Origin of the sequence: Pelagibius sp. (genome assembly GCF_028289705.1) — a bacterium.
In the GTDB taxonomy this organism is placed as follows: Bacteria; Pseudomonadota; Alphaproteobacteria; order Kiloniellales; family Kiloniellaceae; genus Pelagibius.
The window spans coordinates 1-22,961 of sequence record NZ_JANQOI010000108.1 but is presented as its reverse complement, the minus strand read 5'-3'; the positions used below and the strand labels follow the sequence as shown (position 1 = coordinate 22,961).

General features: G+C 66.6%; 24 protein-coding genes. 4 read left to right on the top strand and 20 right to left on the bottom strand.

The annotated features are described in order from the left end of the window. From Q0996_RS25540 to Q0996_RS14715, 11 genes are all read right to left on the bottom strand, one after another. Positions 1 to 111: helix-turn-helix domain-containing protein (locus Q0996_RS25540; RefSeq protein ID WP_299621151.1), on the bottom strand; the 111-nt coding region annotated here is incomplete at its 3' end. A 138-nt stretch (positions 112 to 249) separates the two neighbouring features. Beyond that, positions 250 to 678 carry a hypothetical protein gene (locus Q0996_RS14760; protein ID WP_299621149.1) on the bottom strand — a complete coding sequence of 143 codons (429 nt, stop codon included), beginning with the start codon at positions 676 to 678 and terminating at the stop codon, positions 250 to 252. 22 nt (positions 679 to 700) lie between these two features. After that, the gene (gene odhB / locus Q0996_RS14755; protein WP_299621147.1) at positions 701 to 2,401 is read right to left on the bottom strand and encodes a 2-oxoglutarate dehydrogenase complex dihydrolipoyllysine-residue succinyltransferase; all 1,701 of its coding nucleotides are present in this window, start codon (positions 2,399 to 2,401) and stop codon (positions 701 to 703) included. Between the two features lie 45 nt (positions 2,402 to 2,446). Then, positions 2,447 to 5,362, bottom strand: coding sequence for a 2-oxoglutarate dehydrogenase E1 component (locus Q0996_RS14750; protein WP_299621144.1), 2,916 nt, complete (start codon positions 5,360 to 5,362; stop codon positions 2,447 to 2,449). Positions 5,363 to 5,422: 60 nt separating this feature from the next. Then, complete coding sequence (sucD, locus tag Q0996_RS14745) at positions 5,423 to 6,298, bottom strand: succinate--CoA ligase subunit alpha (protein ID WP_299621141.1); 876 nt, start codon at positions 6,296 to 6,298, stop codon at positions 5,423 to 5,425. Position 6,299: 1 nt separating this feature from the next. After that, entirely contained in the window at positions 6,300 to 7,496 is a 1,197-nt protein-coding gene (gene sucC, locus Q0996_RS14740) for an ADP-forming succinate--CoA ligase subunit beta (RefSeq protein WP_299621138.1), read from the bottom strand. A gap of 264 nt (positions 7,497 to 7,760) precedes the next feature. Continuing rightward, positions 7,761 to 8,747 carry a malate dehydrogenase gene (mdh, locus tag Q0996_RS14735; RefSeq protein WP_299621135.1) on the bottom strand — a complete coding sequence of 329 codons (987 nt, stop codon included), beginning with the start codon at positions 8,745 to 8,747 and terminating at the stop codon, positions 7,761 to 7,763. A 180-nt stretch (positions 8,748 to 8,927) separates the two neighbouring features. After that, on the bottom strand, positions 8,928 to 10,091 hold the full coding sequence (zapE, locus tag Q0996_RS14730) for a cell division protein ZapE (protein ID WP_299621132.1): 1,164 nt from the start codon (positions 10,089 to 10,091) through the stop codon (positions 8,928 to 8,930). A gap of 95 nt (positions 10,092 to 10,186) precedes the next feature. Then, positions 10,187 to 10,852 (bottom strand): outer membrane protein, encoded by a 666-nt coding sequence (locus Q0996_RS14725; RefSeq protein WP_299621129.1) that lies wholly within the window; start codon positions 10,850 to 10,852, stop codon positions 10,187 to 10,189. Between the two features lie 104 nt (positions 10,853 to 10,956). Next, complete coding sequence (locus Q0996_RS14720) at positions 10,957 to 11,703, bottom strand: SDR family oxidoreductase (RefSeq protein WP_299621126.1); 747 nt, start codon at positions 11,701 to 11,703, stop codon at positions 10,957 to 10,959. Between the two features lie 23 nt (positions 11,704 to 11,726). Then, positions 11,727 to 12,626 (bottom strand): DMT family transporter, encoded by a 900-nt coding sequence (locus tag Q0996_RS14715; RefSeq protein WP_299621123.1) that lies wholly within the window; start codon positions 12,624 to 12,626, stop codon positions 11,727 to 11,729. A gap of 257 nt (positions 12,627 to 12,883) precedes the next feature. Between Q0996_RS14715 and Q0996_RS14710 the strand changes: the two genes are divergently transcribed. The 3 genes from Q0996_RS14710 to Q0996_RS14700 all read left to right on the top strand — a co-directional run bounded on the left by Q0996_RS14710 (position 12,884) and on the right by Q0996_RS14700 (position 14,304). Further along, positions 12,884 to 13,585 (top strand): glutathione S-transferase N-terminal domain-containing protein, encoded by a 702-nt coding sequence (locus Q0996_RS14710; protein WP_299621119.1) that lies wholly within the window; start codon positions 12,884 to 12,886, stop codon positions 13,583 to 13,585. Positions 13,586 to 13,651: 66 nt separating this feature from the next. Further along, a complete protein-coding gene (locus Q0996_RS14705) occupies positions 13,652 to 14,002 on the top strand; it encodes a type II toxin-antitoxin system RelE/ParE family toxin (RefSeq protein ID WP_299621116.1) in 351 nt (116 codons plus the stop codon). Then, complete coding sequence (locus Q0996_RS14700; RefSeq protein WP_299621113.1) at positions 14,002 to 14,304, top strand: DNA-binding transcriptional regulator; 303 nt, start codon at positions 14,002 to 14,004, stop codon at positions 14,302 to 14,304. Before Q0996_RS14705 ends, Q0996_RS14700 begins: the two co-directional genes overlap by 1 nt. A gap of 140 nt (positions 14,305 to 14,444) precedes the next feature. On the opposite strand, the gene Q0996_RS14695 is transcribed toward Q0996_RS14700, so the two are convergent. The 3 genes from Q0996_RS14695 to Q0996_RS14685 all read right to left on the bottom strand — a co-directional run bounded on the left by Q0996_RS14695 (position 14,445) and on the right by Q0996_RS14685 (position 17,431). After that, a complete protein-coding gene (locus tag Q0996_RS14695; protein ID WP_299621110.1) occupies positions 14,445 to 14,765 on the bottom strand; it encodes a hypothetical protein in 321 nt (106 codons plus the stop codon). Between the two features lie 491 nt (positions 14,766 to 15,256). After that, a complete protein-coding gene (locus Q0996_RS14690; protein ID WP_299621107.1) occupies positions 15,257 to 16,618 on the bottom strand; it encodes an NAD(P)H-dependent oxidoreductase in 1,362 nt (453 codons plus the stop codon). Between the two features lie 18 nt (positions 16,619 to 16,636). Continuing rightward, the gene (locus tag Q0996_RS14685; protein WP_299621104.1) at positions 16,637 to 17,431 is read right to left on the bottom strand and encodes a phytanoyl-CoA dioxygenase family protein; all 795 of its coding nucleotides are present in this window, start codon (positions 17,429 to 17,431) and stop codon (positions 16,637 to 16,639) included. 184 nt (positions 17,432 to 17,615) lie between these two features. Between Q0996_RS14685 and Q0996_RS14680 the strand changes: the two genes are divergently transcribed. Further along, the gene (locus tag Q0996_RS14680) at positions 17,616 to 17,822 is read left to right on the top strand and encodes a DUF6494 family protein (protein ID WP_299621101.1); all 207 of its coding nucleotides are present in this window, start codon (positions 17,616 to 17,618) and stop codon (positions 17,820 to 17,822) included. 10 nt (positions 17,823 to 17,832) lie between these two features. Here Q0996_RS14680 and Q0996_RS14675 read toward each other — a convergent pair whose 3' ends face one another. The 6 genes from Q0996_RS14675 to sdhA form a co-directional block, all read right to left on the bottom strand. Further along, on the bottom strand, positions 17,833 to 18,918 hold the full coding sequence (locus Q0996_RS14675; protein WP_299621098.1) for a glycerophosphodiester phosphodiesterase: 1,086 nt from the start codon (positions 18,916 to 18,918) through the stop codon (positions 17,833 to 17,835). Continuing rightward, positions 18,893 to 19,594: an FMN-binding negative transcriptional regulator gene (locus Q0996_RS14670; protein WP_299621095.1), complete on the bottom strand. Its 702-nt coding sequence runs from the start codon at positions 19,592 to 19,594 to the stop codon at positions 18,893 to 18,895. Before Q0996_RS14670 ends, Q0996_RS14675 begins: the two co-directional genes overlap by 26 nt. Positions 19,595 to 19,698: 104 nt before the next feature. Further along, entirely contained in the window at positions 19,699 to 20,025 is a 327-nt protein-coding gene (locus tag Q0996_RS14665; protein WP_299621092.1) for a hypothetical protein, read from the bottom strand. Positions 20,026 to 20,125: 100 nt separating this feature from the next. After that, entirely contained in the window at positions 20,126 to 20,485 is a 360-nt protein-coding gene (locus tag Q0996_RS14660; protein ID WP_299621089.1) for a hypothetical protein, read from the bottom strand. Positions 20,486 to 20,546: 61 nt separating this feature from the next. Further along, positions 20,547 to 21,326, bottom strand: a complete 780-nt coding sequence (locus Q0996_RS14655; RefSeq protein WP_299621086.1) for a succinate dehydrogenase iron-sulfur subunit — start codon at positions 21,324 to 21,326, stop codon at positions 20,547 to 20,549. A gap of 37 nt (positions 21,327 to 21,363) precedes the next feature. Beyond that, positions 21,364 to 22,961, bottom strand: a 1,598-nt coding sequence (gene sdhA / locus Q0996_RS14650) for a succinate dehydrogenase flavoprotein subunit (RefSeq protein WP_299621082.1), incomplete at its 5' end; no start/stop codon positions are given.

Genomic DNA, 22,961 nt, shown 5'->3' with positions numbered 1-22,961 from the left:
CCGCAGCCACTTGTAGCCGGTGGTCCGACTGATACCGAAGGCCGCGCAGAGTTCGCTCATCGGCGCCTCGTCTCTCAAAGCAGCAGACACAAAAGCTATGCGTTGATCCATCACACAGGTCTCTCTCCAGGGCATCGGCCACCTCCTGGCCGACTTCTAGACCTGTCACCCATCTATCCGGTCTGCTGTGTAAGCTATCTATCCGGTCTGTACCGCCTGGAACCGCCTTCGACGCAAGTCGAAGATAACCTACCCGACCCCCGGCGGCGGGTCCTCGCCGTCGCTTTCCGGGGCGAGGTCGGCCAGGGTCTCGCTCTCCTCCGTTGTCTCCGGCGCCTTCTCCCTGCCCGCCGGCAGGATGACGTCGAAGCCGGCCCCGTGTTCCGGCGAGAGCGGCGTCACCCGGGCGATCAGGCCGCGGCGCATGAGATCCAGCAAATGGCGGCCGAGGTGCCCGAAGAGAGTTTCGCCGCTCTCCGGCGTTGCCGGGTCGATGCGGATGGCGACCGCGCGCTCCTCGTCGCGAAAGCGTTGGCGCTCGACCATGCGGTCGACCGAAGCGATGGCATGGGCCAGATCAAGCCCGGTCAGATCAAGCTCATAGTCCGACTCGCCCCGCCGCCCCAGCAAACGCTTCAGGCGCCGCCCCTGGGAATCGCTAAGGCTGTCGTCGCTCACCCGCTTGCCGCCTGCCGCCGGTCTACATGCCGATAAGCAGGCGTTGCGGGTCCTCGATCGCTTCCTTCACCCGGACCAGGAAGGTCACCGCCTCGCGGCCGTCGATGATGCGGTGGTCGTAGGAGAGCGCCAGATACATCATCGGCCGGATCTCCACCTGGCCGTTCACCGCCACCGGGCGCTGCTGGATCTTGTGCAGGCCGAGGATGCCGGACTGCGGCATGTTGAGGATCGGCGTCGACATCATGGAGCCGAAGACCCCGCCGTTGGTGATGGTGAAGGTGCCGCCGGTCATCTCCTCCATGCCCAGCTTGCCGTCGCGGCCCTTGGCCGCCAGCTCGCCCAGCGCCTTCTCGATCTCGGCGAAGCTCTTCTTGTCGCAGTCGCGCATCACCGGGACCATCAGGCCGTTGGGCGTGGAGACCGCCATGGCGATGTCGTAGAAGTGATTGTAGACGATCTCGTCGCCGTCGATGCGGGCATTGACCGCCGGCAGTTCCTGCAGGGCGCCCACCACCGCCTTGGTGAAGAAGGAGGAGAAGCCGAGCTTCACACCGTGCTTCTTCTCGAAGCTGTCCTTGTACTGCGCGCGCAGGGCCATCACCGCCGACATGTCCGCCTCGTTGAAGGTGGTCAGCATGGCCGCGGTGTTCTGGGCGTCCTTGAGGCGGCGGGCGATGGTCTGGCGCAGCTTGGGCATGCGCACCCGCTCCTCGCGCGGGCCCGCCGCTGCCGGGGCGGAAACCGGCGCCGCCGGCGCCGCCGGGGCGGAGACCGGCGCGGGAGCCGGTGCTGGAATGGCCCCCGGAATCGCCCCCGGCATTGCTTGGGTCTTGCCGTCGAGGAAGTTCTGCACGTCCTCCTTGGTCAGCCGCCCGTCCTTGCCGGTGGCGGGAATGACGGCGGGATCGAGCTGGTTCTCTTCGACCAGCTTGCGCACCGCCGGGCCCAGCTTGCCGACCGCCGCATCGGCCAGGAAGGCTTCCAGGTCCGCCTTGGTGATCTTGCCGCCGGTGCGCGTGACCCCGGCGGGATCGAGGGAGGCAACCTCGCTCTGCGCGGCGGCCGGAGCGGCCGGTTCCGGTGCCGGCGCGGGCGCCGCTGCGGCGGCTGGAGCCGGCGCAGCCGCGCCACCGCCCGCTGACAGGACACCCAGGAGCGCACCCACCTCAACGGTCGCCCCTTCCTCAGCGGCCACCGACTGCAGGGTGCCCGCCGAGGGGGCGTTGACCTCCAGGGTCACCTTGTCGGTTTCCAGTTCCACCAGGGGCTCGTCCGCCGCCACGGCGTCGCCGGGCTTCTTCAGCCACTGGGCAACCGTCGCTTCGCTGACCGATTCGCCGAGGGTCGGCACCACCAGGTCCACCGCCTTGCCGTTGCCGCCAGGGGCGGGAGCGGGTGCCGGCGCAGCTGCAGCCGCCTCGGGCGCCGCTTCCGCGGCCGGCTCCGGGCTCGCCGCAGGCGCCGCAGGCGCGGTTGCACCGGCCCCTTCGCCGATGCGCCCCAGAAGCGCGCCCACCTCGACGTTATCGCCTTCCCCGGCGATCACCTCCGCCAGCACGCCGGCGGCGGTGGCATTGACCTCCAGGGTCACCTTGTCGGTTTCCAGTTCGACCAGAGGCTCGTCGACCGCGACGGCATCGCCGGGCTTCTTCAGCCATTGGGCGACCGTCGCCTCGCTGACCGATTCGCCCAGGGTGGGCACCACGATGTCTGTTGCCATGTCTGTCTCGTCTGTCCTCTCTTGGCGGGCCGCCGTCCGGTGGTTTTACTCGGCAGCCTGGCCTTTGCGCTTGCCCTTCTTCGCCATTTCCTCCGCCGCGGCCTTGCGCGACTGGATGCGCCCCATGGCCTTCTTGCCGAGGGTCAGCGCATCGTCGAGCAGCGCCGCCTGCTCGGCAACGTGGCGCTTGTGGGAGCCGGTGGCCGGCGAGGCCGCCGAGGGCCGGCCGGCATAGCGCGGCCGCGGCGTCTTGAAGCCGACCTCCTCGGCCACCTCCTCGATGAAAGTGGACACGAAGGCCCAGGGCCCCATGTTGCGCGGTTCCTCCTGGCACCAGACCAGGTCGCAGTGCTTGTAGGGCTCCAGTTCCTGGGACAGGGCGTCGGCGGGGAAAGGATAGATCTGCTCGATCCGCAGGAAGTGCACGTCCTTGAGGCCGCGCTTCTCCCGCTCCTCCACGAGGTCGTAGTAGACCTTGCCGGAGCAGATCACCACCTGCTTGGCGTCCTTCTTGTCGCTCGGCAGGTCGTCGCAGTAGAGCACCCGGTGGAAGCAGCTTCCCGGACCGAAATCGCCGATGGTGGAAACGCAGCGCCGGTGGCGCAGCAGCGACTTCGGCGTGAACACGATGAGCGGCTTGCGGAACTCGCGGTGCAACTGGCGGCGCAGCGCATGGAAGTAGTTGGCCGGCGTGGTGCAGTTCACGACCTGCAGGTTGTCTTCGCCGCAGAGCTGCAGGAAGCGTTCGATGCGCGCCGAGGAGTGTTCCGGCCCCTGGCCCTCGTAGCCGTGGGGGAGCAGCATCACCAAACCGGAGAGCCGCAGCCACTTGGATTCGCCCGAGGCGATGAACTGGTCGATGATGATCTGCGCACCGTTGACGAAGTCGCCGAACTGCGCCTCCCACATCACCAGCGCCCGCGGCTCTGCCAGGGAAAAACCGTATTCGAAGCCCAGCACCGCCAGCTCGCTGAGCGGCGAGTCGACGATCTCCAGACGCGCCTGTTCCTCGCGGATGTGGCTGAGCGGCTTGTAGACCGCTTCGGTTTCCTGGTCGATGAAGGCGGCGTGGCGCTGCGAGAAGGTGCCGCGGTTGCTGTCCTGGCCGGAGAGGCGCAGCGGGTGGCCTTCGATCAGCAGGGTGCCGAAGGCAAGGCCCTCGGCCGTCGCCCAGTCGATGCCCTCGCCGCTTTCGATCATCTTGCGCTTGGCTTCGAGCTGGCGGGCGATCTTGCGGTTGAGCGTGAAGTCGACCGGCACCTTGGTCAGCGCCAGGCCGACCTCCTTCAGGGTCTCCCCCTCGACGTCGGTCTTGCCGCGCCGCGGATCGTAGCCGCGGGCAACATCGAGGCCGGACCAGGCACCCTCCAGCCAGTCCGCCTTGTTGGGCTTATAGGCCTTGGCGGCCTGGAAGTCCTGGTCCAGGCGCTCGGTGAATTGCTGGACCAGGCCGTCCACCTCGCCCTGGGTGAAGGTGTTCTGCGCCACCAGCTTCTGGGCATAGACCTGGCGGGTGGTCGGATGCTTGTTGATCGCCTTGTACATCAGCGGCTGGGTGAAGGCGGGTTCGTCGCCCTCGTTATGGCCGAAGCGGCGATAGCAGAACATGTCGATGATGACGTCTTTGTTGAAGGTCTGGCGAAACTCGGTGGCGATCCGCGCCACATGGGTCACCGCCTCCGGATCGTCGCCGTTCACGTGGAAGATCGGCGCCTGGATGGTCTTCGCCACGTCGGAGCAATAGGGCCCGGAGCGGGAGTTCACCGGGTTGGTGGTGAAGCCGATCTGGTTGTTGACGATGAAATGGATGGTCCCGCCGATGCGGTAGCCCTTGAGTTCCGAGAGGTCGAGGGTCTCCGGGACCAGACCCTGGCCGGCGAAGGCCGCATCGCCGTGCATCAGAAGGGCCATGACCTGGCCGCGGTCCTTGTACTTGCCCTGCTCCTGCTTGGCCCGCACCTTGCCGACCACCACCGGATTGACGGCCTCCAGGTGAGAGGGGTTGGCGGTCAGCGAGAGGTGGATGACATTGCCGTCGAACTCGCGGTCGGAGGAGGTGCCGAGGTGGTACTTCACGTCGCCGGAGCCGCCGATGTCCTCGGGATGGGCGGCACCGCCTTCGAACTCCGAAAAGATCGCCGAGAAGGGCTTGCCCATGAAATTGGCCAGCACGTTGAGGCGCCCGCGGTGGGGCATGCCGATGACCACCTCTTTCAGGCCGAGCTGGCCGCCACGCTTGAGGATCTGCTCCAGTGCCGGGATCATCGACTCGCCGCCGTCCAGGCCGAAGCGCTTGGTGCCGGTATACTTCTTGTTAAGGAACTGCTCGAAGGTCTCGGCCGCGGTCAGGCGCTCCAGAATCGCGCGCTTGCCGTTGACCGTGAAGTCGGGCTGGTTGCGGATCGATTCGATACGTTCCTGGATCCAGGCCTTCTGGGCCGGGTCCTGGATGTGCATGAACTCGACGCCGATGGTGCCGCAGTAAGTCGCCCGCACCACCTCGACGATCTTGCGCAGGCTGGCGGTCTCCAGGCCCAGCACGTTGTCGATGAAGATCGGCCGGTCCATGTCGGCCTCGGTGAAGCCGTAGCTCTTGGGGTCGAGTTCCGGATGCGGCTCGATGGGCTTCAGGCCCAGGGGATCGAGATTGGCCTCTAGGTGGCCGCGCACCCGGTAGGCGCGGATCAGCATCAGGGCGCGGATCGAATCCAGGGTCGCCGCCCGCACCCCGGCATCGCCGACATCGGCCCCTGTCACCGGCACCACCGGCGCGGCGGCCGCCGCGGGCGCGGCCGCGCCGTTACCGGCGCCGCCGTTGAGCTTTTCGATGATCGAGCGGGCTTCCTCGTCGAGATCGCCGAAGAAGGCCTGCCATTGCGGCTCCACGGAGCCCGGGGCCTGGCTGAACTTGCGGTAGAGGTCCGCCAGCATCGCGGCTTGCGACTGGGAATAGATGGTCATGGCTTCTCCCGGCCCGGCCGGGGCGATACCAAGCCAGGCCGCCTTCTCTCTCTGCGCCGCCTAGCCTGCCATGGCTTGCAGCATTGTCGAACCCAAACTCGCCGGCGAATCCGCGACCAGGAATCCGGCCGATTTCAGCGCCTCGATCTTGTCGTCGGCCCCGCCCTTGCCGCCGGCAATGATGGCCCCGGCATGGCCCATGCGGCGGCCCGGCGGGGCGGTAACCCCGGCGATGAAACCACAGATGGGTTTCTTGTTTCTTGATGCCTTGTAGAAGTCGGCGGCGTCTTCCTCGGCGCTGCCGCCGATCTCGCCGATCATGATGATGCCCTCGGTCTCGGGGTCAGCCAGGAAAAGCTCCAGGCAGTCGATGAAATTGGTGCCGTTCACCGGATCGCCGCCAATGCCGATGCAGGTGGTCTGGCCCAGATCCGCCGCCGTGGTCTGCGCCACCGCCTCGTAAGTGAGGGTGCCGGAGCGGGAGACCACGCCGATTTTGCCCGCGGCGTGGATATGGCCCGGCATGATGCCGATCTTGCAGGCCTCCGGCGTGATGATTCCAGGGCAATTGGGGCCGATGAGGCGCGATTTGGAGCCGGCCAGAACGCGCTTCACGCGCACCATGTCCAGCACCGGGATGCCTTCGGTGATGCAGACGATCAGCTCGACCTCGGCGTCGATGGCCTCCAGGATCGCATCGCCCGCAAAGGGCGGCGGCACATAGATCACGCTGGCATTCGCGCCGGTCTTTTCAACCGCCTCGGCCACCGTGTCGAAGACCGGCAGATCCAGGTGGGTCGAGCCGCCCTTGCCCGGCGTCACGCCGCCCACCATCTGGGTGCCGTAGGCGATGGCCTGTTCGGAATGGAAGGTCCCCTGGGCGCCGGTGAAGCCCTGGCAGATGACCTTGGTGTTCGCGTCGATCAGCACCGCCATGTCACGCCGCCTCCTTCACGGCCTTCACCACCTTTTCGGCGGCGTCGGCCAGATTGTCCGCTGAGACGATCGGCAGACCGGATTCGGCCAGAATTTTCTTGCCCAATTCCACGTTGGTGCCCTCCAGGCGCACCACCAGGGGCACGTGCAGCTCAACCTCCCGGGCCGCCGCGACCACGCCCTCGGCGATGACGTCGCAGCGCATGATGCCGCCGAAGATGTTGACCAGGATGCCCTCGACGTTCTTGTCGGAGAGGATGATCTTGAAGGCAGCGGTCACCCGCTCCTTGGTGGCGCCACCGCCGACGTCCAGGAAGTTCGCCGGTTCGGAGCCGTAGAGCTTGTTGATGTCCATGGTGGCCATGGCCAAGCCGGCGCCGTTGACCATGCAGCCCACCTGGCCGTCCAGCTTGATGTAGTTGAGCTCGTGGCGCGCAGCCTCCAGCTCCATGGCGTCTTCTTCGTCCTCGTCGCGCATGTCGGCCACGTCCTTGTGGCGGAACAGCGCGTTGTCGTCGAAATTCATCTTGGCATCGAGGGCGATAACCTCGCCGCCGCCGGTGACCACCAGCGGATTGATCTCGACGATGGAGGCATCGAGGGCGAGGAAGGCCTTGTACATGGCGGAGATGAACTTGACCGCCGCGCCCACCTGCTTGCCCTCCAGGCCCAGGCCGAAGGCGATCTTACGGCCGTGGTAGGGCATGAAGCCTTCCGTCGGGTCGATGGCGAGCTTCAGGATCTTCTCCGGCGTGGCCGCCGCCACCTCCTCGATCTCCATGCCGCCCTCGGTGGAGGCCATGATGGTGATGCGGCTGGTGGCCCGGTCGATCAGCATGCCGAGATAGAGTTCGCGCGCGATGTCGCAGCCGTCCTCGATATAGAGGCGCTTGACCTCCTTGCCCGCCGCCCCGGTCTGCTTGGTGACCAGCACGTGGCCCAGCATCTTGCGGGCGTTTTCCTTGACCTCGTCCAGGGACTTGCAGACCCGCACCCCACCGGAGCCGTCGGGATCGTCCTTGAAGCGCCCGGCACCGCGCCCGCCGGCATGGATCTGCGATTTGACCACCCAGATGGGACCGCCCAGCTCGCGCGCCGCGTTCTCGGCCTCCTCGGGCGTGTAGGCGACCCCTCCCCTAGGGACCGCAACACCGAACTTCGCCAAGAGTGACTTGGCCTGATACTCATGAATGTTCATGGACCGCCGCTTCGCAATGATTGGTGGAGATGGAGCAGCGGGAGCCGGTAAGCTGTGCCCTGTCGTCTAGCATCCCAATCTTCCCAGCCGCCGTGCCTGCGCATCCCCCGGCGCCCCCCGCCGAAATCACCGAGACACGGCCTTTCGTGCCGCTTTCCGCGCTAGCTTAGCACCCCGACCGAGCAGCGCAACCGGCAGCGACGCAAGCGTTCCGGTTGCCATGGGCCGTCTTTCCGAGATGATCCGCGGGCCGCTGCGACCGTGCTAGGCCTTGGCTTTCTTCGCCGCGGCCTTGGCGCTTTTCATCATGCCCTTGCAGGCGTCCACCAGACCGCGGACGGCGCCCACCGACTTGTTGAGCATGCTCTGCTCGGACTTGTTGAGGTTGAGCTCCACGATCCGCTCGACGCCCTTGGCGCCGATCACGCAGGGCACGCCGACGTAGAGGTTTTTCACCCCGTACTGGCCGGAGAGGTAGGCCGCGCAGGGCAGCACCCGCTTCTTGTCTTTCAGGTAGGATTCGGCCATGGCGATGGCCGAGGAGGCCGGCGCATAGAAGGCCGAGCCGGTCTTCAGGAGGCCGACGATCTCCGCCCCACCGTCGCGGGTGCGCTGCACGATCTGGTCGAGGCGCTGCTTGGTGAGCCAGCCCATCTTGATGAGGTCCGGCAGCGGAATCCCCGCCACCGTCGAATAGCGCACCATGGGCACCATGGTATCGCCGTGGCCGCCGAGCACGAAGGCGCTGACGTCTTCAACCGAAACGTTCAGCTCCTCGGCCAGGAAGTAACGGAAGCGCGCCGAGTCGAGCACGCCGGCCATGCCGACCACCCGGCTGGCGGGCAGGCCGCTGGCCTGCTGCAGCACCCAGACCATGGCATCCAGCGGGTTGGTGATGCAGATCACGAAGGCCTTGGGGCAGTTCTTCTTGATGCCCTCGCCGACCGCGTTCATCACCTTGATGTTGATGCCCAAGAGGTCGTCGCGGCTCATGCCCGGCTTGCGGGCGACGCCGGCGGTGACGATCACCACGTCGGCGCCCTTGATGGCCGAATACTTGCTGGCGCCCACGAACTTCGCATCGAAGCCTTCGACCGGGGAGGACTCCACCAGGTCCAGGGCCTTGCCCTGGGGCACGCCGTCGATGATGTCGAACAGCACGACGTCACCCAGCTCCTTCAAGCCGGCGAGCAGGGCCAAAGTACCGCCGATGTTACCGGCACCGACAAGCGCGATCTTGTTGCGAGCCATGGTCTAGATCCTCGATCGATGTGAGCTGTGAAGGTCGTGTGGAAAAGAAGCCTCGCCCGCGGCGCCTCTCATGTTTCGGATGCGCTCATGCAAGCCGGGGTTACGTAGCGCGATTTCCGGGCGGGGGCAAGGCGCAGCGCCGCTCGATAGCCCGACAAGCTTGCTCTTCGCCGGTGCCCGTCAGGTGATGTGCTGGGCGGCGACGTAATCGGCCGAGCGCATCTCCTGCAGGCGGCTGACGGTGCGCTGGAATTCGACCGCGCCGTCGCCGGCGGGATAGAGCCGCTCCGGCGGTGCGTCGGCGGCGACGATGAGCTTCACCCGGTGTTCGTAGAGCGTGTCGATCAGGGTCATGAAGCGCCGCGCCTCGTTGCGCTTGTCCTCCGTCAGCCGCGGCACGCCGGAGAGCACAAGCGTGTGATAGAGCCCGGCGATGGCCAGGTAGTCCCCGGGCCCCAGCGGCTGTTCGCAGAGATCGGCGAAGGAGAAGCGCGCGACCCCGCGCGCGGCCAGAGGCACCGGGATCTGGCGGCCCTTGTAGTACAGGGAATCCGCTGCCGCCGTCGCCCCCTCGGTCAACTCGGCGAAGGCCTTGTCGAGGGCCGCCTCCGCCTTGGGGCCGAGGGGCGCGTGATAGGTGGTGATGTCCTTCAGGCGCTGCTGGCGGTAGTCGACGCCGCAGTCCAACTCCAGCACGTCGAGGCGCTGCTTCACCAGCGCGATGAAGGGCAGGAAGCGCTCGCGCTGCAGGCCGCCCTCGTAAAGCCGGTCCGGCGGCCAGTTGGATGTCGCCACCACCACGACCCCTTTCTCGAAGAGGGTCTCGAAGAGCCGGCCGAGGATCATGGCATCGGCGATGTTGACCACGTGGAACTCGTCGAAGCAGAGCAGCCAGGCTTCCTGCGCCAGATCCGCCCCGATCACCGGCAGGGGATCGCCTTTGTCGGCATTGGCGGCGTCCTGGCGCCAGGCGTGCAGACGCTCCTGCACCTCCTGCATGAAGGCGTGGAAGTGGACCCGGCGCTTGCGCTCCAGCGGCGCTCCGGCGAAGAAGAGGTCCATCAGCATCGACTTGCCGGTGCCCACACCGCCGAAGATGTAGAGGCCCTGGGGCGGGTCGGCCCGGCGCCGCGCCAGACCCAGGCGCGCTTTCCAGCCGCCGCCGTTGCCGGCCGGCTGATAGCCGCGCAGGGCGTTGTGCAGGCTCTGCAGCTTTTCCGCCGCCAGCAATTGCCCGGGGTCGTGGCGCAGATGCCCTTCGCGCCGGCGCGCGCGATAGGCCGCCAGCGGGCCACGCCCATCCGCGGCCGCAAGATCGGAAGCAGAATCGGAAGCTTCGCCCATAGCGTCGTTACTTACGGCAAAGCCGGCGCCCGGAAAAGAGCGGGGCGGGAAAAGAGCGCGGCGGGAAAGCAGCGGGGCGTCGTCAGCCCCGCCGGTCAGAACCGATAGCTGAACGACAGCAGGACCTCATGGGAGGTGTAGTCGTCGGCGTCGATGCTGTCGCCTGTGGAGAAGCTGCCCGCGTCGACATCGCCCAGATTGATGAAGCGGTAGGCCAGCTCTGCCGAGACGTTCTCCAAGAACAGCCAGTCCACGCCGGCCATGGCGCCCCAGGCAAAGTTGTCCTTGTCGGCGTCATCGGACTCCTTCGCCTGTGTCCCGAGGTTGGTGCGGTCGTTTTCCGTCGAGTGGCGCGCCCAGCCGATGCTGCCGCCGATGAAGGGCGTGAAGTCGGTGTCGTTGCGCCACTCCACGAAGGTGTTGAAGAGCACCGAGGTGGTGGCGATGTTGGTCTCGTAGTCGATGGTCGGCGGCCCGCCGTCGCGCACATCCAGGTCGAAGCGGAAGCGGTAGCTGCCTTCGATCTCCGTGCGCAGCGGGAGGTCCTGCCAGCGATAGCCGATCATGCCGCCGAGACCGGCGACGGCATCGTCGTCGTGTTCGACGTTCGCAGCGCCTGTGAATCCGCTGGTGTTGACGTCGTCCAGGTCGCTCAACGACCCGATGGCGCGAATGCCGATATAAAAGCCGTCCTGTGCCGCAGCGGGCGTACTCACGCCGACCACCGCAGCGACCACCAACACCAACCTTCCCCAATTCATGACTATGGGCCCCCCGATGCCCCCCAACCATCGTTGTACGTTTGTGCGCCTAAAAGCGCGATCTGTCCAGAGCGTCGCTACTTTCTGAGGAGAATCAGAGGGCTTCAGCGTCCGCCAGCAACCCTCAGGACCGCACCGGTGGTGTAGGAGGCGGCGTCGGACAGCAGCCAGAGCACCGCTTCGGCGATCTCCTCAGGCTCGGCGGCACGGCCGATGGGCATGGTCGGGGCAATCTTCTCAAGGCGGTCCGGCATGCCCGAAGCGGCATGGATTTCGGTGTTCACGAAACCCGGTGCCACGGCATTGACGCGAATGCCCTCGCCGGCGTTCTCCCGGGCCAGGCCGACGGTGAGACTGTCGATCGCGCCCTTGGAGGCGGCGTACCAGACGTACTCGCCGGGGCTGCCGAGGGTGGCGGCGCCGGAGGAGATGTTGACGATGGCGCCGCCCCGCCCGCCGTGGCGCCGTGCCATGCGGCGCACCGCGGCCCGGGCACACCAGATGCTGCCCAGCACGTTCAGGTCCATGACCTGACGGATGGTCTCGGCGGGCGCGTCCTCCATGCGGTCCACCTTGCCGGCCAGGCCGGCGTTGTTCACCAGGGCGGCCAGGGGCGGCAGCTCGGCATCGACTTTCGCGAAGAGGCGCTCGACCTCCTCCTCCCGCGCCACGTCGGCCTGCACCGCCAGCGCGGTGCCGCCAGCCGCGCGGATGGTCTCGACCACCGCCTCAGCCGCGGCCGCCGAAGCCTGATAGTTGACGCAGACGGCGTAGCCGCGCTCGCCGCCGAGGCGCGCCACCGCCGCACCGATCCCGCGGCTGGCGCCGGTGACCAGCAAAGTTCCCGCCATTGTCCGTTTCCCTTTCCCCTTGGCTATTCCGCCGCCGCGCGTCGAACCTTGGCTCTCGGGCGCAGCAGCACCAGGAGGTTGCCCGCCAACACCAGCACCACGCCGACCAGCGCGGTGGGAGTCCAGACATAATTCTCCACCACCGTGGAGATCGCCAGGGCGACCAGCGGAAACAACACCGTGGCATAGGCGGCGCGGTCGGCCCCGATGCGGCCCAGCAGCGTCAGGTAGGCACCGAAAGCCAGCACCGAGCCGAAGACCGCGAGATGGAGCAGGGAGATCACATAGGCCGGGCGCGGATCGAAGGTGACCTCCGCCCCGTTGACGAGGGCCAGGGCGCACATCGCCAGCGCGCCGTAGGCCATGCCCCAGGCGGTGCAGGAGATGACCGGCAGCCCCTGCGCCTGGGCCCGGGCCGACGCGATATTGCCCAAGGAGAAACAAAACGTGCCGCCGAGGGAGAGCAGCAGGCCGGCGACGCCCGCATCGGCCAGATCGAAGCTCTGCACCTCCGGCCAGAACATCAGGGCGACGCCGCAGATTCCCATCAGGGCACCGAGGAGGGTGCGCGGCTCGGAGCGGCGGCCCAGCAGAATGCGACCGTTGACGATGTTCATCACCGAGGCGGTGGAGAAGACCACCGCCAGCAGCCCGGAGGTGAGGTAGGCCGCCGCCTGATAGAAGAGGTAGAAGTTGACCGAGAACAGGCAGAGCCCCATGGCCGCCAACAGCAGGTGGGTCCGCCAGGCAAAGCGCAGGCTCTGGCGCAGGATGATCGCCCAGACGAAGACCAGGGCGGCGGCAATGACGAAGCGGTAACCGACGGAGAGCTCCGGCGCCACCGTGCCGACCTGATAGCTGATGGCGATCCAGGTGGTGCCCCAGATCAGCACCGTGATGCCGTAGAGAGATGAATTGAACATGAGCGGCCGCAGCCTTCCTCCAAAAGGGCCGGGCCCGCGGCGGGCCCAGGGTCGAGTGCGCGGAGAAGGCCGGGATGCGGCGGAAGCGACCGTCCGTCAGGCAAAACCTTAGCGCGCGCCGCGAACGCCGGACAAGCGCTGCTTTGTCTGCCGACAATCAGCCGCGGTCTTATCCCTGTCCCTTGGCAGAAGCCCGCGGCTTCGCCACGATGCGGCGGGTCTCAGACCATGCGAGACCGGAAAAAAGGGAGCGCCCCATGTCTTTGATCCTCTACGAGCGGGTGTGTTCCGACGACCGCCGCCCCAGCCCCTATTGCTGGCGCGCGCGTCTCGCCCTGGCGCACAAGGGGCTGACGCCGGCGTACCGCCCGGTGAAGTTCACCGAGGCCGATCTCGTCGCCTTCAGCGGCCAATCCAAGGTGCCGGTGCTGGTGGACGGCGAGAGCGTGGTCAGCGATTCCTGGAACATCGCCTGCTATCTGGAAGACAACTATCCTGACGCCCCCTCGCTGTTCGGCGGCCCCGGCGGCCGGGCGCTGACCCGCTTCACCAACCTCTGGGTCGACCACGGGCTGCAGAAGGCGCTGGGGCCGATCCTGGCCCCCTACCTGCACGCCGTGGCCGATCCCGACGACCGCGACTATTACCGGCGCACCCGCGAGGCGCGCTGGGGCCAGAGCCTGGAGCAGCTGGTGGCGCGCAGGGCGGTCTACCTGGAAGCCCTCGACCCGGTGCTGGAGCCGCTGCGCCAGCGCCTGGCCGAGTCGCCCTTCGTCTGCGGCGAGCGGCCGGCCTACGCGGACTACCTGGCCTTCGCCGAGTTCCAGTGGGCGCGCTCGGTCTGCGACCAGGACATCCTGGCCCCGGAAGAAACCGCACTGCGCGCCTGGCGGCACTGCATGCTGGATCTCTTCGACGGCCTCGCCAGAACCGTCACAGCCTTCGACTCTGCTTGCTGAGGCCTAAGGCAGCGGACAGGTCGCTCTCAATCTTGATTTGACTAACCCATTGGGCTATATATTTGCGTGACACAGGGTTCGCTAATCACAGTCGCCGAAACGGCCGCATTCGAGGCTCGTGCGAAGACCCGGTTGTCGGCAGAAGAGAAGACGCAGGTCATTGAACTCCTGGCAGCCGACCCCAAAGCCGGGTTGGTGATGAGGGAAACCGGTGGCATTCGCAAGCTGCGTTTTGCCACGCAGGGCAAAGGAAAGAGCGGCAGCGTTCGGATCGTCTACTACTTCTACAACGAAACGATGCCAGTGTTCCTGCTCACTGTCTTCGCCAAAAAAGAGAAAGACAACCTGACCAGTGACGAGCGCAGGAAGCTCAAGAATCTGGTAGTCGCCATACGCAGAACCTACGGAGCAGACTGATGGCCAAGGATGCTTTTGATGCGATCGAATCGGGTCTTGAGGATGCCATCGCCTTCGCAAAGGGGGATAAAGGCAAGGCCAGGATTCACAGAGTCGAAGTCCCTGACGTGGACGTTGCAGCCGCGCGTAAGAAGCTTGGCCTTTCCCAAGAGAACTTCGCCCGGGTTTTCGGCATCAGCGCTCACACGCTACGCAAATGGGAACAGGGTCAGAGGTTTCCCCGTGGTCCAGCGCTGGTTCTGCTGAACGTCATACACAAGGAGCCCGCAGCCGTTCTTCGGGCATTGAACCAGGACGTTTGAGCCGACCGACCTATTTGGAATATCCCGGTCGGCCCGTGTGGGAAGGGGCCCGCGTTCATCGCGGCCGAGTGAGCTGACAACTGCCATATTGCCAGCTCACTATGACAGCCGCCTGAACGCGGCTTGTCTCTATCGGAAACTCAGACCGCGGGGTCCTGGGCCATCTGCATCGGCGCGTTGCGCCAACCTTCGCCGGAAGAGACCATGCAGGTCGGTCCGCCGGGGGCGGTGACCACGATGGTCCAACTGCCGTTGGGGCTGGCCAGCACCTCGACGAGCGAACCCGCGGAGGTGACGCCGACGCTGACCGGCCGCTCGTCGTAGTTCTTCGACAGGGTCTTCAGCACGGTGTCGCGCGGGGCGCACTGGGCACCCTGGGCATGGGCCGTGCCGGACTGCGCGGTGATGGCCGCAAGGGCCAAGGGGGCCGACAGCGCGAACGCAAAGACTGACGCGCTCACGCGCTTCCGCAGGCTCCCCTGAGATGCAATCTTCTTGCTCATGGCTAACGCCTCCTTTTCACAACTGCGACGGGCCTGTCAGTCCAAGTGCATCAGTTCATCGGCCTTACAGAGCGACCGTCGCGAACGGCCGGGAAGTTCCCGAGCCTGGGACCGATCGTGCCTTCGTCGCTCTGGAGATGCGGTGGCAATTGCCACAAGGGCTGGACTCTTCCGGCTGAGCCGGAGCCTTTCTGCAATACCAAGGCTTTACGCCTTCGGCACCGCCGCTAAGCCCTTTGATCGCCGGCTTCTGTCACAAGCCGGTGCGGACGTCCCATGGTCCCGATGGTGGTACATCCGCTTTAGGTCCTCGGAACGATTCCGAACCCAAATGAGTAAGTCCTCACAGCGATATATGGGGAGCGTCGGGGAGATCAGCAAGCGGCGGTCACGGGGGCTTGACCCCACCGTGACCGACAGGAATCGGGTCCTTTGGGACCGGCCGCCGTTTACTCGGCGGCGTTGGCCGACGCGGGCGCGAAGCGCCGCTCCATCTCGCGGCGGCAGGCCACCGCCGCATCGCTTTCATCGACGCTCACGTCGTCCCAGGTGAGCGCGGTTCCCTCGGCGACCGGCCGGTCCAGCCGGAGCCCCTGGGCCAGACCCAAGGGCAGACCGCCAACACGCAGACTGTCCGTCGCCGGCATCAGTTTGCCCCAGACGGTGAAGCCGCCTTCGCCGTCCAGCACCTCGCCGGATTCGAGATCGCGCTTTGCGACGGCGACCACATCGCCCTGCCAGCCCCGCGCTGCGCCGGTGGCCTGACCCAGCAGCCCGGCATAGGCCACAGAGATGCCCAGCTCCAGACCGATCAGATGATAGGGTTTGTACATGGCCGCATAGCGCCCGCTCGGATCGGTGGCCAGGCCGTACTCGCCGAAGCAGCGCCGGGCGTATTCGCTCGGCGCCTCGAAGACGACATAGACGCCCCAGCGCAGATCGCCGTCGAGTTCGCGGCCGTCGCGCGCCAGGGAGGAGACCACTTCCACCTGGCCCTTGTGATGCAGACAGCCACCTTCACCAGACGGGCGCAGCGCTGTGGCGAGGTCGTCCACAGCGACCGGCGGAAAGGCGAGCCCATCCGGTGCCGGGGTCAGCCCGGTGGCGTTGGCGACGGCGGCCATCTCGATCGCCGACTTGGTGCCGTCCATGAAGGAGTTGAACATCTGCGGGTTCATGCCGCCCGCCGCCGCATCCTCGGCGGAGATGCCATAGCGGTCCCAGACGCCGTCCGGCGTCAAACTGTGATAGTCCGGCAGATACTTGGTGCCCTTGCCAGCGGCGACCATGGGAAAGCCGCAGGTGCGGGCCCAGTCGACCATCTCGCAGATCAGCGCCGGCTGATCGCCATAGGCGAGGCTGTAGACCAGCCCCGCCTGCTCGGCCTCCGCCGCCAGCAGCGGCCCAGCCAGGGCGTCGGCCTCGACGTTCACCATGACGATGTGCTTGCCGTGCTCACGGGCAAGACGCGCGTGGCGGATGCCGGCGGCCGGATGGCCGGTGGCGTCGATCATCACCTCGATGGCACCGCAGCGGAACAAGGTCTCAGCGTCGTCGGTGAGCCAGGTGGTGCCTTTGGCCAGAGCCTCGTCGATGTCCCTGGCGGCAAACAGCGAGTCCAGCCAGCCGACGCCGATAAGGCTGCGCCGCGCCCGCTCGGGTGCCAGGTCGGCGATGCCGGCGACGTGGAAGCCGGGGGTCAGCCGCGCCTGGGCCAGAAACATCGACCCGAACTTTCCGGCGCCGATGAGGCCGATGCGCAGCGGCCGGTCTTCCGCCGCACGCTTGCGAAGCAGTGCATGAAGGTTCATGGCCGGCGCCCCGCTACCCTATTCCGCGGCCTGGCCGGCAACGAGTTCGGCCAGGCAGTCGTCGGGCAGGGGCTGGATGGGCGCGAAGTCGCGGTGGGCCACCCACTCCGGCCGTTTGAAGCGGCGGATGTGGTTGTCGACGTGGCAGAGCGAGAGATAGACGATGGTGCGGCCCCAGGGGCTGATGTTGGGCGGGCTGGCGTGCACGAGGTTGCAGTGGAACATCAGCAGCGACCCGGCGGGCCCGGTGGGCGCCACGATACCGCCTTCCTCGGCGAGGCGGGTCACGGTCGCCCGGTCCAGGGTCCACAGCGGGTAGGAGGTGGTCTCCAGGTCGTGGCCCGCCTCGTAGACCCCCTGTCTGTGGCTGCGTGGAATGAACATGAGCGGGCCGTTCACCGCCGTCACATCGTCCAGGAAGAGCGCGATGTTCATCGCCCGCGGTTCCGGCATGTCGTCATCGCGTGCCCAGGTGCCGTAGTCCTGGTGCCACTGCCAGACATCGCCGTCGAAGGCCGCCTTGGCGTTCACCTTGTACTGGTGCAGATAGACGGGACCGTCGAGCAACTGCATCACCGGCTCCACCAGGCGCGGATGCAGGCCGAGGCGGCGGAAGGGCTCGCTGTAGGTCTGTGCCGCAAAGGCCGTGCGCGCCGCGCCGGAGCTCTCGCGCCAGACCTCCTCGCGCTCCAGGGCGAAGACGCGCTGCGCCTCCGCGCGCAGCAGCGCGGCCTCCGCCGCCGAGAACACGTCCGGCAGGAAGAGATAGCCGTCGCGGTCGAATTCGGTGCGCTGTGCTTCGGTCAAGAGCATGACGGATCTCCCTGGTTCCGGCGTCGCCTTTCTCTCGGCAATTCTGTGCCCGCCTCGAATCCTAGCATCCCCTCACGGCCCTGTCGGCTCACATTTGGGCCGAGGGCTTGGCGCCGTTCCCATTGCCCGTTATCTAGATGACAACGCTGTCTCAGAACCGAACCAGCTAGGGAGCCCGGAAAGCATGAACGAAGAAACCTTCAACATGGAGCTGCGCAAGTTCCTGAAGAAAGTCGGCGTCACCTCTCAGCGCGAGATCGAGGGCGCCGTGCGCGCCGCCATCGACAGCGGGAAGCTGGGCGGGACCGAGACGCTGAAGGCCAAGGTGGTGCTGTCCATCGAAGAGGTGGGCCTCAGCGAGGAGATCACCGGCGACATCTCCCTGGATTAGATCCGGCCGCCTAGTCGCTCGGGAAGGTCTGGGGCAGGGCCAACCCTTTCTCCGCCATCACCTCGCGGGCGCGGTCCGGGTAGTCGGTGACGATGCCGTCGACGCCGAAGTCGATCAGCGAGGCCATGATCTCCGGATCGTTCACCGTCCAGACGACCACCCGCAGGCCCAGAGCTTGGGCCTCCCTCAGGTCTTCCTCCGTCAGGTTGCGGAAGAAGGGGGCCCAGACCGAACCGCCCGCCGCCTTGACCGCGGCCGGCGGCGTGACCTCCGACCAGTCGATGTCAAATCCCTCTAGCCAGGGCGAGGGCTCAGGCTTGCCGCGGCGTAAGGTGTCGAAGTACGGCCGCTCCACGGTCATGTAGCCGGTTGCAATCTCCGGTGCCAGCGCCTGAACCAGCTTCAGCATCTGCCAGTCGAAGGACTGGATGGTCACGCGCTCGGCGACGCCGGCCTCCCGGATCACGGCGATGAGGGCGGGGGCGAAGACCTCCGGCGGGGCTGAGAGTGCCGGATTTGCCGGCGTGGGTTTGGCTTCGATGTTGTAGCGGATCCGGCCCCCGCTCAGCGCCTCCATGGCCGTGAAGACCTCCGCCAGGGTGGGAATGCGCACGCCGTCCAGTCCCTGCTGGTCCGGAAAGCGCTCCGCCACCTGGCTGCCAGGCCTGGCGCGGCCGATGTCGTAGGCCGCGAGCTCGGCATGGCGCAGTTCGATGAAGGGAACCGTGGCCTCTTCGGCCAGCCAGGCGCCGGTCGCGTCGCGGGTGCGCCCCGGCGCCAGCGTACGGTCGTGGTGCACGATGATGACGCCGTCGGCGGTGATCAGCGTGTCCAGTTCCAGGGTGGTGACCCCCAGGGCCAGGGCCTTCTCAAAGCTCGGCAGGGTGTTTTCCGGCAGCAGCCCCTTGGCGCCGCGATGGGCCTGCAGGTCGAAAGTCCTGGCGTTGAATTGGCCCTCGGCGTCGGGCGGCTGGGTGGCGAGATAGAGGCTGACCGGCGCCAGGACCAGCAGCACCGCCGTGACGATGAGCCAGAAGCGCGAGCCCCGCGAGAGTCGGCGCCCCTCGGCCTTAGGAGACCTCTCCTCCTCCGTCATCGCCGGCGGTTTCCTCCCTCCCCAAGCGATCCAGGGCCGCACGCATCCACTGGCCGGTTTCGCGCGCCAGAGGCTCCTGTGCATCCTCCAGAACCGTCGTCGCGGCGGCAAGCTGCGCGGGCGTCTTATTCTGGCTGAGCTTGGCCTTCGCTTCCAGGCGGGTGAGCGGAATCTTGAAGGCCACCACGCCGCGCATCATGGACGTCATGAAGCGCTCCTCCAGGCCGGCGGTGGTCCAGGGTTTGTCCATTTCCGATTCCGGGACGCTGACCAGGCGCTCCAGCAAGGCGCGGACCTCCGCCGGGTCGTCGATGATCTCCGGCAGGCCGTAGGCATGGACCGCTACGTAGTTCCAGGTCGGAACGGTGGGCGGTCCGCCACCGTACCAGGCCGGGGAGACGTAGCTGTGCGGCCCCTGAAAGATCGTTAGAGCCTCACCGCCCGCCTCGGCCAGCGCCGCGAAGTCGTGCCACTGCGGGTTGGCCCGGGCCATATGGGCCCAGAGGGTGCCTTCCGGTCCGGAATCGGGGCCGGGATCGGGGTCGAAAGCGAAGGGCAGATGGGTCGCCTGAGGGACGCCCGCGGGCGCGGTCACCAGCAGGCCGAAGTCGTAGCGCCGCACCACCTCGGCAATCTGTTGGCGGTCGTCCAGGCGAAAAGCCTTGGGCACGAACATAGCAAAGCTTCCGGATTTGAGAACGCGGTAGGCTAGATTAGGGAGCCATCTGGCCCGCTGAAAGAACCACTCCTGGCCAGAAACGGCAGACCACTTGGGCGCGGTCAGCGCTGCACCAGCCGATAGACCACCAGGGCGGTGAGGCCGTAGACGAAGTTCAGCGCCAGGACCGTCGGCCAGGCGGTCACCGCGCCGAGGCCGAGCTTGGCCAGCAGCGAGGGCGCCAGGGTCAGGACGGCCAGCGCCAGCACCGCCCCCCGGGCGCCGCGCAGCAAGCGGTAGATCACTGGGACCAAAGCCGCGAAGACGATGCCGATGACATAGCGGTTCGGCACCACCGCCAGCCGCTCGAAGAGGTCTGGACGCAGGAACAGACCGGCCGCCGCCGCGTTGGCGAGGGTTCCGGCGGCGCCGGCCAGAATAACTGCCATTGTTGTCCGTACGATCATCCAGAGACACATAGGAGATGCCGCCGGTTTTCGCCAGCGATACTGCGGCTGAGGCACCCTTCAGAAGTCCGGCTTTTCCGCCCTAACGCCGCTGACCCTCAAAGCCCACGAGTGCACGAAAGGCAATAAGGGCCGTCACCGCAAAGACTGCATTGAGCGCAATCAGCTTCCACCAACCGGCCAGCGACCAGCCTGTGGCGTAGAGGACGACGACACTGGGCGCCGCGGTCAGCATCAACAACGTGCGAATTGCTCCACCGATGCCGGGATGCGGCCTATGAATCCAGGGTATGGCGAAGACAGCCCCGATCGTGACCAGGTAGGCTGTCGGAAAGAGGATCATGACCCAGAGCTCTGCCTCCAGAGCCATGCCGCCAAGGAACGCCAGATAGAAGACCCAGATCACACCGAGCAGGATGGCGGTAACGATTCGCGCCAGCATTCGGTTCAGCGGGCGCGTTGATGCTTGGAAGGTGCGATCAGCACCAATTGATCGCTGTCGCCTAGCCCTTGCGCTCGACCATCAGCTTTTTGATCTCGGCGATAGCCTTGGCGGGGTTGAGGCTCTTGGGGCAGGTCTTGGTGCAGTTCATGATGGTGTGGCAGCGGTAGAGCCGGAAGGGGTCTTCAAGCTGGTCGAGCCGTTCGCCGGTCGCCTCGTCGCGGCTGTCGGCGATCCAGCGATAGGCCTGCAACAGGATGGCCGGGCCGAGGTAGCGGTCGCCGTTCCACCAGTAGCTGGGGCAAGAGGTGGAACAGGAGAAGCAGAGGATGCACTCCCAGAGGCCGTCCAGCTTGGCGCGCTCCTCCGGGCTCTGCGGGCGCTCGCGCTCCGGCGCCGGAGTCTCCGACTTCAGCCAGGGCTCGATGGAAGCGTACTGCGCATAGACCTGGGTGAGGTCCGGCACCAGATCCTTCACCACCGGCATATGGGGCAGCGGATAGACCTTCACCTCGCCGTCGATCTCGCTGAGGTACTTGGTGCAGGCCAGGGTGTTGGTGCCGTCGATGTTCATGGCGCAGGAGCCGCAGACCCCCTCGCGGCAGGAGCGCCGGAAGGTCAGGGTCGGATCGATCTCGTTCTTGATCTTGATCAGCGCGTCGAGAACCATCGGCCCGCAGGCCTCCAGGTCGACCTCGAAGCTGTCGACCTTGGGGTTCTCGCCGTCGTCGGGATTCCAGCGGTAGACCTTGAAGGTCTTGGTCTTGGCGGCGCCGGCCGGCTTCGGCCAGGACTTGCCGCTGCCGATCTTCGAATTGGCGGGAAGGACGAACTCGACCATCGAAACCTTTCTCTCGCGCTGAGCTTCCGGTGATTTGTCAGTAAACCCGCGCCTTGGGCGGGAAGGTCTGCACTTCGTTGGTCAGGGTGTTGAGGCTCACCGGGCGGCTGCCGAAGCTGACCTTGCCGTCTTCGTCGCACCAGACCAGCGTGTGCTTCATCCAGTTCACGTCGTCGCGGTCGGGATAGTCCTCACGGGCGTGGGCGCCGCGGCTTTCGGTGCGGTTGGCCGCCGACTCCATGGTCACCTTGGCCTGGAACATCAGGTTATCCAGCTCCAGGGTCTCCACCAGATCAGAGTTCCAGATCATCGAGCGGTCGCTCACCGAAACATCGCCGCGCTTCTGCCAGGCGGCGTTCAGCTTCTCCACGCCCTCGCCGATGGACTCGCCGGTGCGGAACACCGCCGCATGGTTCTGCATGGCCTGCTGCATTTCCAAGCGCAGGTCTGCGGTGGTGGTGCCGCCCTTAGCGTGGCGCGCCTTGTCCAGGCGGTCCAGGGAGTTGTCACCGGCATCTTCGGGCAAGGGCCGCTGGGAATCGCCGGGCGTCAGGATCTCGGCACAGCGCTTGGCGGCCGAGCGGCCGAAGACCACCAGGTCGAGCAGCGAGTTGGAGCCCAGGCGGTTGGCGCCGTGCACCGAAACGCAGGCCGCCTCTCCGATAGCCATCAGGCCCGGGACCACGGTGTTGGGGTTGCCGTTCTTCTCGGTCACCGCCTCGCCGCTGAACAGCGCCGGGATGCCACCCATGTTGTAGTGGCAGGTGGGCAGCACCGGGATCGGCTCCTTGGTGACGTCGACGCCGGCGAAGATGCGCGCCGATTCGGAAATGCCGGGCAGGCGCTCGTGGAGCAGCGCCGGATCCAGGTGCTCAAGATGCAGATGGATGTGGTCGCTGCCCCCACCGACGCCGCGGCCGTCGCGGATCTCCATGGTCATGGCGCGGCTCACCACGTCGCGGCTCGCCAGGTCCTTGGCCGAGGGCGCGTAGCGTTCCATGAAGCGCTCGCCCTCGGAGTTGGTGAGGTAGCCGCCCTCACCGCGCGCGCCCTCGGTGATCAGGGTACCGGCGCCGTAGATGCCGGTGGGATGGAACTGCACGAACTCCATGTCCTGCAGCGGCAGGCCGGCACGCGCCACCATGGCGTTGCCGTCGCCGGTCTGGGTGTGGGCGCCGGTGCAGGAGAAGTAGACCCGGCCGTAGCCGCCGGTGGCGATGATCACCATCTGCGCCTTGAAGCGGTGGATGGTGCCGTCGTCCAGATTCCAGGCCATGAGGCCGCGGCAGGAGCCATCTTCCATGATCAGGTCGAGGGCGAAGTACTCGATGAAGAACTCGGCGTGGCGGCGCAGGCTCTGCTGATAGAGCGTGTGCAGCATGGCATGGCCGGTGCGATCGGCCGCCGCGCAGGTGCGCTGGGCGATGCCCTCGCCGAAGTGGGTGGTCATGCCGCCGAAGGGGCGCTGATAGATCTTGCCCTCCTCGGTGCGGCTGAAGGGCATGCCGTAGTGCTCGAGCTCGAGGATCGCCGGCACCGCCTCGCGCACCATGTACTCGATGGCGTCCTGGTCGCCCAGCCAGTCGGAGCCCTTTACCGTGTCGTACATGTGCCAGCGCCAGTCGTCCTCGCCCA

Excerpts from the sequence above, each read along its gene's own strand:
- Q0996_RS14725 (WP_299621129.1), bottom strand. The coding sequence starts at position 10,852 with ATGAATTGGGGAAGGTTGGTGTTGGTGGTCGCTGCGGTGGTCGGCGTG.
- Q0996_RS14665 (WP_299621092.1), bottom strand. The coding sequence starts at position 20,025 with ATGGCAGTTATTCTGGCCGGCGCCGCCGGAACCCTCGCCAACGCGGCG.
- Q0996_RS14700 (WP_299621113.1), top strand. The coding sequence starts at position 14,002 with ATGGCCAAGGATGCTTTTGATGCGATCGAATCGGGTCTTGAGGATGCC.
- Q0996_RS14655 (WP_299621086.1), bottom strand. The coding sequence starts at position 21,326 with ATGGTCGAGTTCGTCCTTCCCGCCAATTCGAAGATCGGCAGCGGCAAG.
- odhB (WP_299621147.1), bottom strand. The coding sequence starts at position 2,401 with ATGGCAACAGACATCGTGGTGCCCACCCTGGGCGAATCGGTCAGCGAG.
- Q0996_RS14685 (WP_299621104.1), bottom strand. The coding sequence starts at position 17,431 with ATGCTCTTGACCGAAGCACAGCGCACCGAATTCGACCGCGACGGCTAT.
- Q0996_RS14710 (WP_299621119.1), top strand. The coding sequence starts at position 12,884 with ATGTCTTTGATCCTCTACGAGCGGGTGTGTTCCGACGACCGCCGCCCC.
- zapE (WP_299621132.1), bottom strand. The coding sequence starts at position 10,091 with ATGGGCGAAGCTTCCGATTCTGCTTCCGATCTTGCGGCCGCGGATGGG.
- Q0996_RS14680 (WP_299621101.1), top strand. The coding sequence starts at position 17,616 with ATGAACGAAGAAACCTTCAACATGGAGCTGCGCAAGTTCCTGAAGAAA.
- Q0996_RS14720 (WP_299621126.1), bottom strand. The coding sequence starts at position 11,703 with ATGGCGGGAACTTTGCTGGTCACCGGCGCCAGCCGCGGGATCGGTGCG.
- sucC (WP_299621138.1), bottom strand. The coding sequence starts at position 7,496 with ATGAACATTCATGAGTATCAGGCCAAGTCACTCTTGGCGAAGTTCGGT.
- Q0996_RS14670 (WP_299621095.1), bottom strand. The coding sequence starts at position 19,594 with ATGTTCGTGCCCAAGGCTTTTCGCCTGGACGACCGCCAACAGATTGCC.
- sucD (WP_299621141.1), bottom strand. The coding sequence starts at position 6,298 with ATGGCGGTGCTGATCGACGCGAACACCAAGGTCATCTGCCAGGGCTTC.
- Q0996_RS14715 (WP_299621123.1), bottom strand. The coding sequence starts at position 12,626 with ATGTTCAATTCATCTCTCTACGGCATCACGGTGCTGATCTGGGGCACC.
- Q0996_RS14675 (WP_299621098.1), bottom strand. The coding sequence starts at position 18,918 with ATGACGGAGGAGGAGAGGTCTCCTAAGGCCGAGGGGCGCCGACTCTCG.
- Q0996_RS14690 (WP_299621107.1), bottom strand. The coding sequence starts at position 16,618 with ATGAACCTTCATGCACTGCTTCGCAAGCGTGCGGCGGAAGACCGGCCG.
- mdh (WP_299621135.1), bottom strand. The coding sequence starts at position 8,747 with ATGGCTCGCAACAAGATCGCGCTTGTCGGTGCCGGTAACATCGGCGGT.
- Q0996_RS14660 (WP_299621089.1), bottom strand. The coding sequence starts at position 20,485 with ATGCTGGCGCGAATCGTTACCGCCATCCTGCTCGGTGTGATCTGGGTC.
- Q0996_RS14750 (WP_299621144.1), bottom strand. The coding sequence starts at position 5,362 with ATGACCATCTATTCCCAGTCGCAAGCCGCGATGCTGGCGGACCTCTAC.